The organism is Candidatus Kryptoniota bacterium, assembly GCA_036567965.1.
Classification (GTDB): Bacteria; Bacteroidota; Ignavibacteria; order Kryptoniales; family JAKASW01; genus JAKASW01.
The window spans coordinates 26664-42799 of record DATCTN010000024.1 but is presented as its reverse complement, the minus strand read 5'-3'; the positions used below and the strand labels follow the sequence as shown (position 1 = coordinate 42799).

The following is a 16136-nucleotide window of genomic DNA, read 5'->3' as shown; positions in this document are numbered from 1 at the left end:
TAGTTTTAACTAAAATAACAGTCCTGAACCTTAAAATCCCTTCCCAAACTGGAAATGGAAATGCCAGCCGGATTTGGGGTAATTGGGGGAGACCGAATCAAATCCGTAGCCGTAATCGAAGCCAATCAGGCCGATCGGGTTGATCATGACGCGAGCACCGACACCAGCAGATCTGGCAAGCTGAAATATATCGGTATGCGCAAAATCCGAATAGACATTGCCGCCTTCCGCAAACATGAGGAAGTAAAGCGGTATCGGGTCCTGCGTGATCGAGAACCTCAACTCAAATGTCTGTTTGAAGAGGACCCTTCCGCCGGAAGGTTCACCGCTCGGCGTGTCGGGGACCTTAGGTCCGACTACTCGATCGTCATATCCACGGAGCGGAGTTGTAGAAATATAGCCGAGCCCGGTTCCTCCCATGAAGAAAAGATCGAACGGTTGAAGCTGGGGAGAATTCCTGGTCAGGGTACCGAGGACGCCGAACAACGATCCGCTGTAGAGCACGATGCGGTTCGTCCCGAACAGAGGAGCGTACCAGTCGGCCGAGAAGACGTGCTTGTGAAAACTTACATTACCCGGAAGAACCGGAGGGCCTGAGATCTCGTCGCTCAAGGAAACACTGGAACCGACCGAGGGGAAAATGGGACTGTCCGTGCTGTTCCTCGAAATGACCTGTGTAACGCTGAACTCAGTGGTAAGTCCCGGCGTATAAATTCCGCCGCCGTTGATGACATTGTTTCTTTGAAGAGTCACGATCCAATCACCACGGAAGTAATCGTCGGGCCATCTCAACCTGCGGCCGATGGTGAGCGACGCACCAGTCATCTGCAGGTCATAGTAGATCACCTGTCGCGTGTCGAAGAGATTCATGCCGAGCGAAGTGGGCGTGTCCATAAGCCACGGCTCGTTGAAGCCGAGCTGGAATGTCCTGTAATACGAACTTACGCCAAACTGCCAGGTGAATGTGAGCGCCTGGCCGGCTCCACCCTGGAGCGGATGCTTCAAATCGAAATTGTTGAAGCTGACACCGATCGATCCCGTGAAACTGTAAAGCTGGCTGTATCCGACCGACATATTGAACGTGTCGCTCGATTTCTCTTCGACACCGTACGATACATTCACCGTCGAATCGTTGACAATATTATAATCGGGTTTGATTTTGTCTGAATTAAAATAATTCAATTGCGACAACTGTCTGACGCTCCGGATAATTAACGATCTCGAGAAATAATCGCCCGGCACCGTGAACAATTCCCGCCTTATTACCTTGTCCTGGGTTTTCGAGTTCCCGGTTATGAGAACCTGACCGATATGGAATTGATTCCGCTCGTAAATCTTCACATCGATGTCCATTGAATCCGAGCCTACCTTAGTCTCCGAAGGTATCGCGTTAAACGTCAGGTAACCTGTATCAAGGTAGAGTGATGCCACGTCTGTCTGATCCTTGTTGCCGCGCAGATTCTCCTCAAATTTCTGCTTGTCATACACGTCGCCTTCCTTCAAACCGAGACGTTCGTTCAGCGCGGACGATGGATATTTTGTATTCCCCTCCCAGACGATGTGTCTTATGTAGTACTTGTTCCCCTCGTAGACGTTAATGTGAATATTCATGTATTCCTTGTCGGGGCTGTACCATGTTGAGTCCGACACGATCGATGCATCGACGTACCCGTTCTTGTTGTAGTAATCCAGAATCTTCTGTTTGTCGTCCTCGTATTTCTTCGGGTCGAACTTCGCGCTCCTCCAGAACATCCACCAGACTTTCTCATGGGTGTCGTCCATAGCGCCGCGCAGGTCGCCGTCCGAGATCGATTTGTTCCCGCTGAACGTGATCGACTTGACGACGACTTCTTTGCCTTCGTCGATCTTCAAGACGAGGTTGACCGGTGCGCCGGACGTGTCCGCTACAGGTTCAAGTTCCGGATTTATTTCGGCGAGGAGATATCCTTTGTCCTCGTACTTCTTCATGATATTGTACTTGAGCGTACTCAGCGCGTCCTGAGTTACAATTTGACCTTTGACCAGATTGATCTGTTCTTTGATGTCCTTTTCACTCAGCTCATCGTTCCCCTTGATCACGATATCGTTCAGTCGCGGGTACTCCTGGACCTTGATAAGGAGGAAGACTCCGTTTTCTACCTGGTTGTCGATGAGAACCTGAATATCTGAAAAGATCCCGAGGGACCAGAGTTGTTTTATCGCCTGCGAAATTTCGTCGCCGCCCTGGACAATTTCGTTTCCAATCCTGAGGCCTGAATAGCGGATTATGGCGCCGGCGTCCGTCTGTTTATTTCCCTCGACTGATATCCCGAGAATCTTCAGAGATGGCTGCTTTGGCGCGACCTGGGCCCGTGCATTTGCGGAAACGACGATTAGAGACAACAAAAGGACTACATACTTCATGGGATCAATTTTCTAATAAAGAGTTGTATTATGATATCTTTCGGGCAGAAGCTGCGTCCTCGCGCGTGTTTTCATGAGGGTTACTTCGGTTTTCTTATTCCGGGCAAGTTAAGCCGTTCTGACCTTTGAGTTATTGAATAGTTTGAACGTGCTTCACCTGTTCGCTCACGAGTCCGAATCGCCGTTCCCGCTTCTGGAAGTCGCCGATGGCGTCGTAAAGATGTCTTCTCCGGAATTCGGGCCAATACACTTTTGATATGAAAATTTCCGTATATGCGAGCTGATAAAGGAGGAAATTGCTTATCCTTAGTTCACCGCTTGTTCTTATGAGCAAATCGGGATCCGGAATCCCAGCGGTTGTCAGGTAGTTTCCGATAAGTGACTCGCTTATTCCCTCGATGGAAATCTTTCCATTAAGAACATCCGAAGCAATCTTGCGGACTGCCTCCGCGATATCCCAGCGACCGGAATAGCTAAGCGCGAGGTTCAAATTGAGACCGGTATTGTTCCTTGTCTTTTCAAGACCGTCGTATAATTCGCGGCGAACACCGAGGGGAAGAGAATCGACGTCGCCGATGAATGTCAGACGCACATTGTTCTCGTGAAGTTTATCTGTCTCATCGCGAAGAACCTTGACGAGCAGCCGCATTATGGTCGACACTTCCTGCTCTGGCCGCTTCCAATTTTCTGTCGAGAACGCGTATAGTGTAAGGTGCTTCACTCCGAGCTGTCCGCAGGCCTCCACGATGTCGCGAACGGAGCTCACGCCCTCGCGATGACCGGCAGCTCTTGGTAGCCCCCTCTGTTTGGCCCAACGACCATTTCCGTCCATTATGATCGCAATGTGCTCCGGAATACTGCCGCTTGCTTTCAGATTTTCCTGCAGCCTGCGATCGTCGGGAGTGAACTTGATCAAACTTTCCGCCTTAATTTTTGCTGTAAAATTTAAACCGGCATGCGGTAAGAATCAAGGATTCCAAAGCTTGCCGAGGCATTTAACATTCATATTCACCGAAGGTTACGACGCTAAAGCGAAACCGGACTATCTCCAGTCAACCAACTGAACCGTATCCAGGTCTGCATCGAAATAGGCTGCACCAAGTGAATCGGTTCTCCATACGGCCACCCCTTCTGCCGACAGTTCGCTCAATACCTCGGGTGATGGATGACCAAAGCTGTTGTTGGCGCCCACTGAGATCGCCGCATAAGTAGGGTGAACCATCTGAACAAATTCGATTCCAGAACTGGTATTGCTGCCATGATGTCCCACTTTCAACACATCCGAAGCGAGGAACTTACCGTAGACGCGCACGAGATCGCGCTCAACAATTTTCTCGGCATCGCCGACAAGGAGGAAACTCTCTTTGCCCACACAGACTTTCATGACGATTGAACCATCGTTCAATCTTGTTCGGTAGGAATACCCGCCTTCGCCGGTATATTTGCGATTCGGATGAAGAACATAAATCCTGCATGATGCCGATGAATCAAGTGTCATCCCCGCGTGTGCAACAACGGTTCTGATACTCATTGAACGAACAGACGATTCCAGGTTATGCCATGTTGAGGATTGAGAGAACTGGTCCGGATATACGAAACAGTTCACCTTGATCTTGCGGATCACCGACAGAGCACCACCGATGTGGTCGGAATGGAGGTGTGTCATGATGAGATAATCAAGAGTCCTTACTCCCCGTCTTTCGAGGAAAGGAACTATTGCGCGCTCGCCCGCATCCGAATTTCCAAATTTCATTCCGCAATCGACCAGAATGTTCTTTCCGTCCGGCAACTGGAGAAATATCGAGTCACCCTGTCCGACATCAAGGACGTATATGCTTGCGGATTGCTTCGTGAAGTATGAAGAGAACAAGATAAGGTCAGCACCTAGGAGAACGCCGACGGCAGCCTTTTTCCACAGGGCGTTTCCTCCGAATCCTGCAGTGGCGGCAAGCCAGATAAAATATAGAATGGCAAAAGTGCCGGTTGATTCCGTAAATCGCACGCTGCTGAATCCAAAGGAGCCGAGGACAGAATTCGTCTTCAAAATTGCAAAAGCAATCATTTGCGAAGCTGAACCGAAGATCGAGGCGATTCCTCCTGATAGAAAGCTGAGCGCAAGGAATGTGAATGACATGGCGATAAAAATTCCGGACATCGGGACCACCAGGAGATTCGCGGCGACACTTATCAACGACACTCGATTAAAATAGAAAGCGGTGAGAGGCACCGTACCGATCGTGGCCGATAATGTCAGAATGGAAACCGACACGATTGAGCTGGTCAGAGTTCGTTCCTCGAGACGGGGAAAAGATCTTTTCACCAGGTTTGAAATTCTTCCATGGAAAAACGTTATCGAAGAGACTGCGGCGAACGAAAGCTGGAAACCCGGAGAGAAAAGCTGCGCCGGGTTAAACACCAGAATGACAAGCGCGGCGAAACCAAGAGAGTTAAGAACTTGCGGTCTCCTCTGAAGAAATAGACCGAAGAGAACCACCACTGCCATCAGAACGGCCCGTGAGATGCTGGGGGTCAATCCGATTATGAACGCATACAGAATGAGGACGGGCGCGATAGCGAAGAATCTGAGCCTTCGAGGAATCCTGAAGAGCGACGCTAGTGCCATGAGGATCCCGGTGATAAAGCCGACATGCAGTCCCGAAACGGCGAGAATATGAATCGTGCCTGAATTTACAAAATCGTCGCTGACTTCCTTGTCGATTCCCATTCTCTCACCGAGAAGCATTCCCCTGGCAAGTTCCGCTTCTTCTCCGTTCATGTATTTTCTTATTCTTTCGCGGAGGGAATTTCGAATTGGATCGACAATACTTCCTTTGAAATTGAATCCGGTATATCGGGAGACCGCAAGGATATCTTTGTCGCTTTTCGTGTAGATCCTGCCGGAGATGCCCGAAAGCGCATAGTAGGCTTTCAAGTTGAACTCCCCAGGATTCCTCGCGTCGGCAACCGAACCCGGTTTTCCGGTGAAGATGATTCTATCGCCAGGCTTGAAAACCCGCGAAGAGCCGGCATTGACGATCAACTCGCCGGGAATTTTCGTCCAGCTGGAATCATACCCGTAGCAGTTGATAAGCAGGTATACAGGTTTCGTGGAATCCCTCGGACACTCATCTATTGTCCCTTCGAAACAGCGATATTCTCCGAGTGCCGGCGACCTCAGAGCCGCGGTCCTGCTGCTCATGTAGAACGCGAAAGAAAAAGTGAGCGCGCAATAAACAGAAAACGCGGCGACGATTCCTATTCTCTCTTTCTTTAGAAAGAACCACGTCACCAAAATAATAATGAAGCAGACCGTTAAGACCAGGAACGCGTGGACGTGTTGCGGGAATTCTCGCCCGAGAAAGATTCCGATCATCGAGAATACCGCCGCCTTGAATGCAGGAAGATTCCTCAAGATGCCGCCCTGACATTGGTTCGTGATACTTGCCCGGTGATCTCACTCAGCCGTTCGACACATTCACATCGAACGCGGTGAGATCTAAATTCTATAATGACAACCTACGCTGCTGTTGTTCTCCCACGCAGCGAGTGTAACGATCAATCCGTTTCTAACCGCATTGCGCAGACCGATGAGTTCATCGGTGAGATGAACGGCTCTGTAGAAGTTCTCAATTTCAGATTCGAGATGTCGCAATTCGCGGATTGCTCTTCTGAGTCGCCTGGTCGTCCGGACTAACCCGACATAATTCCACATAATATGTTTAAGAACGCTCATATCCTGGCTGATAAGCGCAGGGTCGGCGGTCTCTGTGCCCGTATCCTGCCAATGCGGAATATTGTTGATCGACGGATCGCTTGAGGTTCTCAGCTCGTCTCCAATTCGTTGCGCGGCTCGGCAACCCCAAACAAGTCCCTCGAGGAGCGAAGTGCTTGCCAGCCGGTTCGCGCCATGGAGACCGGTACAGGAAACCTCCCCCACCGCGTAGAGCGAGTCGACAGAAGTCCTTCCCCACTCATCAACCCAAACTCCGCCGCAAAAGTAGTGAGCCGCCGGCACGACAGGGACAAGGTCGTGTGTAATGTCGATCCCATACTGCAAACAACTCTGGAATATAGAAGGAAAGTGTTCTTTGATTTTGTCGGAAGGCATGTAGGAAAAAAGATCCAGGTAGACATTCGAAACGTCATTTGAGAGCATCTCCTGGTGAATGCTGCGAGACACGACATCACGTGGAGCGAGGTCCATCCATTTCTTGTCGTACTTTTCCATGAAAGGTTTTCCGTCGGAATTTACAAGTCTCGCCCCGGCGCCCCGGACCGCTTCAGAAATCAGAAAGCACGGAGCGTTCGGGAGATAAAAAGCTGTCGGATGAAATTGAACGAACTCGCAGTTTATCACCCTTGCACCCGCTCTGTACGCCATTGCGAGGCCGTCGCCTCTCGCACCGAGAGGATTTGTGGTTCGCAAGTAGATTTGTCCGAGTCCTCCGGTCGCAAGTATGGTCTTCTTCGCGAGGCAGCGGACCACCGCCTTGCGCTCCTGGTCGAGAAGATATGCTCCCACGCACGAAATCGGATCGTAAACTCTCAGCCGATCTAGTGAGTGGTGCGCGGGCGTGAGAAGATCCACCGCAGTATGGCCGACCAGAAGTTTGATTCTCGAATGAGATCTGACCTTTTGCAGAAGAGATATCTCGATCGCTTTCCCGGTCGCATCGGTGGCATGCGCGATCCGGTCTATTGAATGCCCGCCTTCTCTGACAAGCGACAGCTCATCGTTCTCCGCGCGATCGAAGGGGACGCCTACTTTTTCGACAAGGATTTCCTTAGCCAGGCGCGGGCCTTCGTTGGTCAGAATTTCGACCGCGCGCGGATTGCAGTACCCCGCACCTGCCCGAAGGATATCCTCCGCGAGAAGCTGCGGCGAGTCGTGATGACCGGTATAGACTATCCCGCCCTGCGCGTAGTATGTGTTCGATTCCTCCGGGTTGGTCGATCGGCTCACGAGCGTGACTCTGGCACTGCTATCCGCGAGCTGAAGTGCTGCGATCGCCCCCGAAATGCCGCTCCCAATTATAAGAACATCGGTCTCAAAATCAGCCGGCTCACCGTAGAGTGCGTTCATTGTGCCGATAAGATAATATCCGGCAGACTAATTTCGATGAGAACTACAGGCAAGCAATCAACCTATTGATATCATGCGCTGGACCGCGCGTGAGGCACGCACCCTGATGTCTTCAGGGACATCGATTACAAATTGTGTTTTCCTGAGCGCGTCGAGAGTGTCTTCAAGAGTTATCTGGTTCATGTGAGGGCAACGGATATTGCAAAGGTGCAGCATTTCTTTGTCCGGATTCGCGGCAGCAACATTGTCGCCCATCGCGCATTCGGTAAGAAGCAGATACCGTGGAGCGCTTGTCTTCTCAACATATCGTACCATAGCCGTGGTACTACCGGAAAAATCGGAAGCCTCGACGACTTCAGGGCTGCATTCAGGATGTGCCAGTATGACGACGTCGGGGAATTGCTTGCGGACATTGTTGATATCTTCCACGGTGAATCGTTCGTGAACTTCGCATCTCCCTTTCCATCCGATGAGCTCGAATTTTCCTTCGATAATTGTTCCGTCCTTCTTCGGAAAGACAATCTTCTTTCCGGTTTCTGCGGCAACGTTCCTGGCGAGATATTCGTCCGGGAGAAAAATGACCACGTCGCTGTCGAGCGCGTTCACGACCGCAGCCGCATTCCCCGATGTACAGCATACATCCGACTCGGCCTTGACATCCGCATAGGTATTGACATAAGTGACGACGGGGACTCCGGGGAACTGAGCTCTTAGTTTGCGGACATCTTCCGCTGTAATACTCGCCGCAAGCGAGCATCCCGCTTTCTCCGAAGGGAGGAGGACCGTTTTACCGGGATTTAATATTTTTGCCGTCTCCGCCATGAACTTCACGCCGCAAAAAATAATAATGTCCTTGTCTGTTTCGGCAGCTTTCCGCGACAATTCCAGAGAATCGCCTACAAAATCGGGGATCGAATAATAGAGCGCAGGTTCCATGTAATTGTGGCCAAGGATCACGGCGTTTCGTTCCGCCTTGAGACGGTTTATCTCGTAAGCCAGTTCGGATTTGTATCTCAATTCCGGTTCCGGTACGACATCCCGGAGTTTCTCTTTCATAAATGTATATGTTTCTTGAACTGTCATCTCTAACTCTCTTTCTCTATCTGTCTATCATCAAGCTAATGTCCATAACGGTGACTGAATGTGTCAGGGCACCGATCGAAATGTAATTGACACCTGTGGCAGCGACGGCAGCGACGTTAATCATGTCTATGTTGCCAGATGCTTCGAGCTCGGTACGTCCCGCGACGAGATCAACGGCGGCGGCCATTTCCGGAACGCTCATATTGTCGAGGAGTATTCTGTCCACATTAAGTGTAAGGACCTCTCTCAACTCATCCAGGTGCCGGACTTCCACTTCTATCTTCGTTCCTTTAGGCGCGTGGGCCCGTGCCCGCTCTACGGCAGTGAAAATACCGCCGGCCTGGGCAATGTGGTTGTCCTTCACGAGTATCATATCAAACAGGCCTGCTCTATGGTTCTGTGCGCCGCCAATTTTCACAGCCATTTTGTCCAGGATCCTCAGACCGGGCACAGTCTTGCGCGTATCGAGAACAACTGCCCGAGTTCCAGCAACCGCGCGGACGAAATGGCGTGAAGTTGTGGCAATGCCCGACATTCGCTGAAGAAAATTCAGCGCCACACGCTCGCCAGTCAGAATTGCCCTCCCCGGGCCGCTTATCGTCCCGATCATTTCGCCTTTCTGCACATCTGTGCCGTCTGGCGCAAGTGGTACCACCCTGACATTATTGTCCAATAGACAGAATGTCTTCTCCGCAATTTCCCATCCTGCTATCACACCTTCGGTCTTTGCTATGAATCTTCCGCGAACAACAGCAGTGGTCGGAACGATCGACTCCGTAGTCACGTCGCCGGTTCCGATGTCCTCCACAAGAGCGCGCCTGACTATAGATGTAATCTCATCCTGCACCGTCGCTGTTGTCGGACGATCCAATATTGAATTCAAAGATTGTCCTCGTTTTATTCCGCGATACAATTTAACCAGGAACGGGTCTACAAGGCAACGTTTAGTGTGAAGTGCGATTTGTCACTGCAAAAATCAAAGCGAACCCAATTAAGAATCGGACTTTACGGCACCTTTGCATGTCGTGCGGTTAAACATGGCGGCAAAGCCTGCCGAGAGGCCGCAAAGATTGTCAGCTGGTTATCAGAAGTCAGCATGTGCGCCCACCGTTTTCGATTTCTTGATACTCTGACGCAAATTCAGTAGTTTGCCACGTAGCTGAACAGAATATCGTCTTCTGTTCCCGATTTCTGAGACCAATGAAAATCACCCTATACCGCACTTTTCCTCCGCACATCCAAAAGTTCGTGCGTGCGTTGTATTCTCTCGTTCCTTTTCAACTCCGGATGGGACGGGGCTACAGACAAACCATGAAACTGATTCGCGCGCAAGAATTCTGGAATCGCAAGCAGATAAAAGAATGGCAGCTAGCGAACCTGAAAAAGATTGTCTCGTACGCCTTCGAATCTGTGCCTGGCTACAGACAGATTTATCGTGAAGCGGGAGTCTCGCCTTCAGAACTTAATACGCTCGAAGACATAAGACATTTCCCTTTCGTCTCAAAGGAGCTGCTTCGAGACAATCTTCGGGAATTCACTTCGGACCGAATCCCAAAATGGAAACTGCTTTATCGAACCACGGGAGGATCGACCGGGATCCCATTCGGCTTCAACATTCTCCAAGCGGACATAGAGAGAGAAGCCGCCTTCCTGCACAACGCATGGGCGAGAGCCGGCTGGCAGCGCGGAGAAATGTCAGCCCTTCTTAGAGGAGCGTTCGTCGGTTCCGAGAAAGAAATCTGGGAATATGACCCGTTTCTGAAAGACCTCAGACTCTCGTCATATTTTTTGAATGCCCGAACCTATTCTAGATTTCTCGAAATCCTATCGCTCAAGAAGCCTGTACACTTGCAGGCATATCCATCTGCCGCCACAATCTTCGCGGACCTGGTCCTGCGGAACAACGACGCCGGGAAGCTACGTTTCAAATTACTTCTCCTGGGATCCGAAAATCTTTACGATTGGCAGAAGACAAAAATCATGGCTGCCTTTCCGGAGTCAAGGATCTTCTCGTGGTATGGACATGCAGAGCAGGTCCTCTTCGCGCCAATGTGCGAGCACTCCGGCAACCTCCATCTCGATCCGTTCTACGGCTTCGCGGAAATTCTCGACCGGCAGGATAAAGAGACGGAGGCGGGCGCGACTGGCGAGCTTGTTGGGACTTCCTTCTGGAATCTCGCAACACCTTTCATTAGATACAGGACGATGGACATGGCGCGTAAGGGAGCTCTCGAATGCAGCGAATGCGGTAGAAATTACCAGCTTTTGTCATCAATCGACGGAAGGCTGCAAGAACTTATCGTCACCAAATCCGGAAGATTCATATCGATGACGGCACTTAATATGCATTCGAACGTGTTTGACAATGTGAAACAATTTCAGTTCCGGCAAACGCAGGCGGGAAAGGTGACTTTCAATATCGTAAAGAACATAAACTACAGTAATCATGACGCCGAGAATATCCGAAAAGAATTATTGAAGAAGCTCGGCACCGATGTGGATCTTGAATTGGCTTACGTCAACAAGATAGAAATACCACAGAGCGGGAAATTCAGATTCTTGATCCAGGAGTTACCAGTGGCTTACGGAGATCATGCAAGACATTAGCGAATATTTTCGCAACTTATCCGTCGCGATCCACAAAGGTGGAACAGATTATCCGACCGTCCCACCGTTCAATCCGTCGAAGAGATATCCCGAGTACGATCGGCGTCTTGAAACTGGCAGTGAAGAAAATGCGGCGTATGAGGGAGTAAGGAACGCACTCCATTTGCTCGACCTCGACCGTTCCAACTATGATACGCCGGATTGGAATCCTCTCGGAGAGATCATAGTCCCGGGAAATACGGTGGTCATCAAACCGAATTTCGTGCTGAGCGATCATTACCGCGGTGGAAATCTGTTTTCCGTGATAACGCATCCTTCGGTCATCAGAGCGGTGGTGGACTACGCGTTCAAAGCTTTGCGAGGCACCGGCCGGATAATAATTGCCGACACTCCACAGATGGATTGCGACTTCGGTGAGCTACTCGAGCGGACAAATCTGCCGGCCATCCAGGAACTATACAAAACCACTTTCGGATTCGACATACCCGTTAGGGATTTGCGTCAGTTCTGGTTCAAGTACAAGGACGAGAATTATGTAGCGAGCCAGGAAAGGCGGCAGAGACTTCCCGGTGACCCGGAGGGAAACCTTGTCATCAACCTTCACGGAAAAAGCGCGTTCGATTCGGTCAGAAACACAAACTATTACGGCGCCGATTACAACAGGGACGAAACCATTTCACATCACACCGGCGCGAAACAGGAGTACATGGTCTCGAAGACCGTGCTCGGCGCGGACGTACTGATCTCGATTCCGAAATTGAAAGTCCACAAGAAAGTCGGCGTAACGCTGAACGCGAAAGGATTTGTCGGAACGATCACGAACAAGAACTATTTGGTGCATTATACGATCGGCGAACCTGGAAAGGGAGGCGATCAGTTTCCGGCCGGATTCTTGACCGGAAAGGTGAAACTGATTGTTGCTGTCCAACGGTATCTATACGATGCGCTACTTGCAAAAAGAAATAGAGCGGGATCGATTCTCTTCCGTATGATATATACACCGTACAGAAAATTCCTCAAACCGATGTTGAAGAAAACTACGTCAAAGATTGTCCTTCTCGACGGCGGCAACTGGCACGGAAACGACAGCGCCTGGCGTATGGTGTCTGACCTGATGAAGATTTCAATTTACGCCGACAAAAACGGAATCATGCGCGATTCGCCCCAGCGAAGAGTCTTTTCAGTGGTGGATGGAATTATCGGCGGAGAAGGCAACGGTCCACTTTTCCCCGACGAGCGGAAAGTCGGTGTGATTGTCTCGGGCTTCAATCATCTGGCGGTGGACATTACTGCCGCAAGGTTAATGGGATTCGACTGGAAAAAACTTCATTGGGTTACCGATCTGCTCGAGAACAAGTATTACGATTTCTATGTAAGTGATCCCTCGAGAATCGAAGTGGCGAGCAACGACGAAGAGTTCAAGGAACTGATGCGTTCAGAAAAGAGCTTCCTCTCGTTTGTTCCTCATCCCGGCTGGATAGGATTTCTCGAGTCTGCACCGAGTAAGAAATGATGCACGAGTTTCCCTCGAAGATCTTTCGACAATAAATCGGAAGTGAGCTTTTCCGATTTCCCCGTGTCCGAAAGCGCAGCGCTCAGCGTTCGCAGTTTTTGAGTTATACCCTTCAGTCCATATATTCATAGTTACTGATCCGGAGCTCGTTTTTCCGGACGGGCTGGAGCGTCAGGACTCTTAAGTTTGACAATTTTTTTTAGGACGATCGTGCTCGTCCTTCTCACTTCATGATTGGCCCGGGGCCGCGGGAAATCCCCGGACAAACGAGAATCAAGGAGAGGCTATGAGATTTGGAAAATTCGACGACAAGAAACGCGAGTATGTAATCACCAGGCCGGATACTCCACTTCCCTGGATTAACTATCTCGGATGCGAAACTTATTTCGGCATTATCTCAAATACCGGAGGGGGATATTCATTCTATAAGGACGCTCGCATGCGCAGGCTGACGCGTTACCGTTATAACAACGCGCCGTTCGACGTCGGAGGAAGATACATCTACGTGCGCGACAACACCTCCACGAAATTCTGGTCGCCATCATGGCAGCCGACGCAGAATAAACTTTCAGGATATTTCTGCAGACACGGGATGGGCTACACCGTGATCGGCTCGACGTACAACGGCATCGAGGCGCGGACGCGCTATTTCGTCCCGCTCGGAGAAAATCTCGAGATCTGGCAATTAACAGTAACAAATAAGCGAAAACGACGGGCAGCTTTGTCTGTATTCTCCAGTATAGAGTTTTGCCTTTGGGACGCGTGGGATGATCAGACAAACTTCCAGCGAAACTTCAGCACGGGCCAGGTAGAAGTTGACAAAGGAGTGATCTACCATAAAACAGAATACCGTGAGAGGCGGGATCATTTCGCGTATTTCGCGTGCTCCGAAAAGCTCGCCGGCTTCGACACACAGCGTGATACATTCCTCGGCGCATATCATGGTTGGGATAACCCGGTCGCGGTCGAACGCGGCAGGTCATTCAATTCCATCGCACACGGGTGGGCGCCGATGGGATCCCACCATGTGAAGCTCAATCTAAAACCGGGTGAAAGTAAGGAGATAATTTTCGTCCTTGGTTACCATGAAAATCCGGTCGAAAGCAAATTTGACCCGCCGGACTCACAGACGATCAACAAGAAGACTGTTAAACCGATTATCGCGAAATACCTTGTCAAGAAAAATGCGGATGACGCATTTGAGAATCTCAGGAAGTACTGGGACAGTGTTCTCGGGATCTGCCAGGTAAATACACCCGATGTCCACACTAATCGAATGGTAAACATTTGGAATGCGTACCAGTGCATGGCGACTTTCAATATATCGCGTTCAGCCTCATTCTACGAAAGTGGGATTGGGCGAGGACTCGGCTTCCGCGATTCGACGCAGGATCTTCTCGGTTTCGTGCAAATGGTTCCCTCGCGCGCACGGGAGCGAATTCTCGATCTCGCCGCGACGCAGCTCGAGTCCGGAGGCGCTTACCATCAGTATCAACCTCTGACCAAAAGAGGGAACAACGATATCGGGAGCAACTTCAATGACGATCCCCTGTGGCTGATCACAGGAGTTTACGCCTACATTCGCGAGACCGGCGACTGGTCCATTCTCGACGAGAAAGTGCCATACGACAACGATTCCTCTAAGGCGACTTCGCTTTACGAGCATCTTCACAGGAGTTTGAAGTACACAATCGACCGACTTGGCCCACACGGACTTCCGCTCATCGGGCGGGCAGACTGGAATGATTGCCTGAACCTGAACTGCTTTTCCGACACACCGGGTCAATCGTTTCAGACGACTACAAACAAAGAGGGCAAAGTGGCCGAGTCTGTATTCATCGCGGGTCTCTTCGTCGCATCGGCAAAGGAACTCGCAGAGATCGCGGATCTCAGAGGCGACACGAGACTTGCCGATACGTGCAGGTCCGAATCGAACAAGATGGAGGAAGTTGTCCGAAAGCACGGCTGGGACGGAGAGTGGTTCATCCGCGCTTACGACGATTTCGGAAGAAAGATCGGATCGAACGAATGTAATGAGGGAAAGATCTTCATCGAGTCGCAGGGGTTCTGCATCATGGCTGGCATCGGGATTGAAGACGGTCTGGCCAAAAGGGCGCTCGATTCGGTAAACAAGTATCTTGCGACAAAGCACGGCATCGTGCTTCAACAGCCCGCTTACTCGAAATACTATATCGAGTTCGGTGAAATCTCGTCGTATCCTCCGGGGTACAAGGAGAACGCCGGAATATTTTGTCACAACAATCCGTGGATCATGATCGCAGAGGCCCTCATCGGGAATGGCGATCGCGCTCACGACTACTATTCGCGGATCAATCCGTCCGCACGAGAAGCAATAAGCGATCTTCACAGATGCGAACCGTTCGTTTACTCCCAGATGATCGCGGGCCGCGACGCACCGACTCACGGTGAGGCCAAGAATTCCTGGCTTACCGGAACGGCCGCATGGAATTATTACGCGATAACGCAGTTCATTCTCGGAATCAGACCGACGCTGAAAGGACTCCGGATAAAGCCGATAATCCCATCGAAGTGGCCGGGGTTTTCGGCGACCAGAATTTATCGCGGGGTCACTTACCGGATTAACGTGAAGAGAGCCGCCAAGGGGAGCCGGGGCGTAATTTCAGTTGACGGAAAGACAGTGGAGGGTGAGATCATTCCGATTCCAAAAGGAGATATAAAGGCAGTCGACGTAGAAGTCCTTCTCTGATTGACAATGTTCTCACTTCCGTAAAGACGATTCGGGCTCGTCAATTAATATGCTGATTGGCGAGCCCGGTTGCTCTCAGTTCGATCCCACTTCCTTGCTGCTCATTCGTTAATCGCCCGGATCGATTTCGCTCCTCCCTGTCAGGTCCTCATCTTATCTCGATCAGATATTTCCTGATGATCTTATCGTCGTGAGTTACAATCTCTTGAAGAGCACCGCCGTTATTTTCTATTATTCTCCTCGAACCGATGTTCGAATCCTCGCACATTATGGATGCGGTTCTAATCCCGAGTTTTTTTACTTCCGGTAAAACGAGTCCAAGGATTTTGTTTCCATAACCCTTTCTGCGCTGGGTCGGTCGAATAGCGTAGCCTATGTGTCCGCCGTGCTCCTTCAATTTCAGATTCAATTCATGGCGAATGTTGACGTGCCCGATGAACATTCCCCTGTCGATGAGCCAGAAAGTTGTCGAAGGCACCCAACCTTCGACGAGATTCCTCCCGCGTGAATTATCCGCGTCGCCGCGGATGTAGGAGTCTATGTCGGACGGCCTGTCGGGATAGTTCCAGAAACCGGTGACATTCTCCTCATCGAATTCACGAAGAGCTTCTTTCCAGCTTGCTTCATACTTTCTGGACGGTCGTATGAGTTTCATGCTACGAATTCACAGACTTTTCCGGCAACTCCGATTGGACCGGAGGAGTCCACATGATCTCACT

10 protein-coding genes are annotated in these 16136 nt (G+C 50.6%); 3 read left to right on the top strand and 7 right to left on the bottom strand.

From position 1 onward, the window contains the following. Positions 1-30 precede the first annotated feature (30 nt). The 6 genes from bamA to nadC all read right to left on the bottom strand — a co-directional run bounded on the left by bamA (position 31) and on the right by nadC (position 9452). Positions 31-2403, bottom strand: coding sequence for an outer membrane protein assembly factor BamA (gene bamA / locus VIS48_10060; protein ID HEY9166492.1), 2373 nt, complete (start codon positions 2401-2403; stop codon positions 31-33). A gap of 130 nt (positions 2404-2533) precedes the next feature. Then, positions 2534-3319, bottom strand: coding sequence for an isoprenyl transferase (locus VIS48_10055; protein HEY9166491.1), 786 nt, complete (start codon positions 3317-3319; stop codon positions 2534-2536). A 126-nt stretch (positions 3320-3445) separates the two neighbouring features. Next, entirely contained in the window at positions 3446-5815 is a 2370-nt protein-coding gene (locus VIS48_10050) for a DNA internalization-related competence protein ComEC/Rec2 (GenBank protein HEY9166490.1), read from the bottom strand. An 84-nt stretch (positions 5816-5899) separates the two neighbouring features. Next, entirely contained in the window at positions 5900-7486 is a 1587-nt protein-coding gene (gene nadB / locus VIS48_10045) for an L-aspartate oxidase (protein ID HEY9166489.1), read from the bottom strand. A gap of 57 nt (positions 7487-7543) precedes the next feature. Continuing rightward, a complete protein-coding gene (nadA, locus tag VIS48_10040) occupies positions 7544-8569 on the bottom strand; it encodes a quinolinate synthase NadA (protein ID HEY9166488.1) in 1026 nt (341 codons plus the stop codon). A gap of 16 nt (positions 8570-8585) precedes the next feature. After that, positions 8586-9452 carry a carboxylating nicotinate-nucleotide diphosphorylase gene (nadC, locus tag VIS48_10035; protein HEY9166487.1) on the bottom strand — a complete coding sequence of 289 codons (867 nt, stop codon included), beginning with the start codon at positions 9450-9452 and terminating at the stop codon, positions 8586-8588. A gap of 317 nt (positions 9453-9769) precedes the next feature. Here nadC and VIS48_10030 point away from each other — a divergent pair, with 317 nt between their 5' ends. The 3 genes from VIS48_10030 (at position 9770) to VIS48_10020 (ending at position 15417) form a co-directional block, all read left to right on the top strand. Next, a complete protein-coding gene (locus VIS48_10030; protein ID HEY9166486.1) occupies positions 9770-11176 on the top strand; it encodes a hypothetical protein in 1407 nt (468 codons plus the stop codon). Further along, positions 11163-12689 carry a DUF362 domain-containing protein gene (locus VIS48_10025; GenBank protein HEY9166485.1) on the top strand — a complete coding sequence of 509 codons (1527 nt, stop codon included), beginning with the start codon at positions 11163-11165 and terminating at the stop codon, positions 12687-12689. Before VIS48_10030 ends, VIS48_10025 begins: the two co-directional genes overlap by 14 nt. A 286-nt stretch (positions 12690-12975) precedes the next feature. After that, positions 12976-15417, top strand: a complete 2442-nt coding sequence (locus VIS48_10020; protein ID HEY9166484.1) for a glycosyl transferase — start codon at positions 12976-12978, stop codon at positions 15415-15417. Positions 15418-15565: 148 nt separating this feature from the next. Here the strand turns inward: VIS48_10020 and VIS48_10015 are convergent, their stop codons facing one another. Continuing rightward, positions 15566-16072 carry a GNAT family N-acetyltransferase gene (locus tag VIS48_10015; GenBank protein HEY9166483.1) on the bottom strand — a complete coding sequence of 169 codons (507 nt, stop codon included), beginning with the start codon at positions 16070-16072 and terminating at the stop codon, positions 15566-15568. Positions 16073-16136 lie beyond the last annotated feature (64 nt).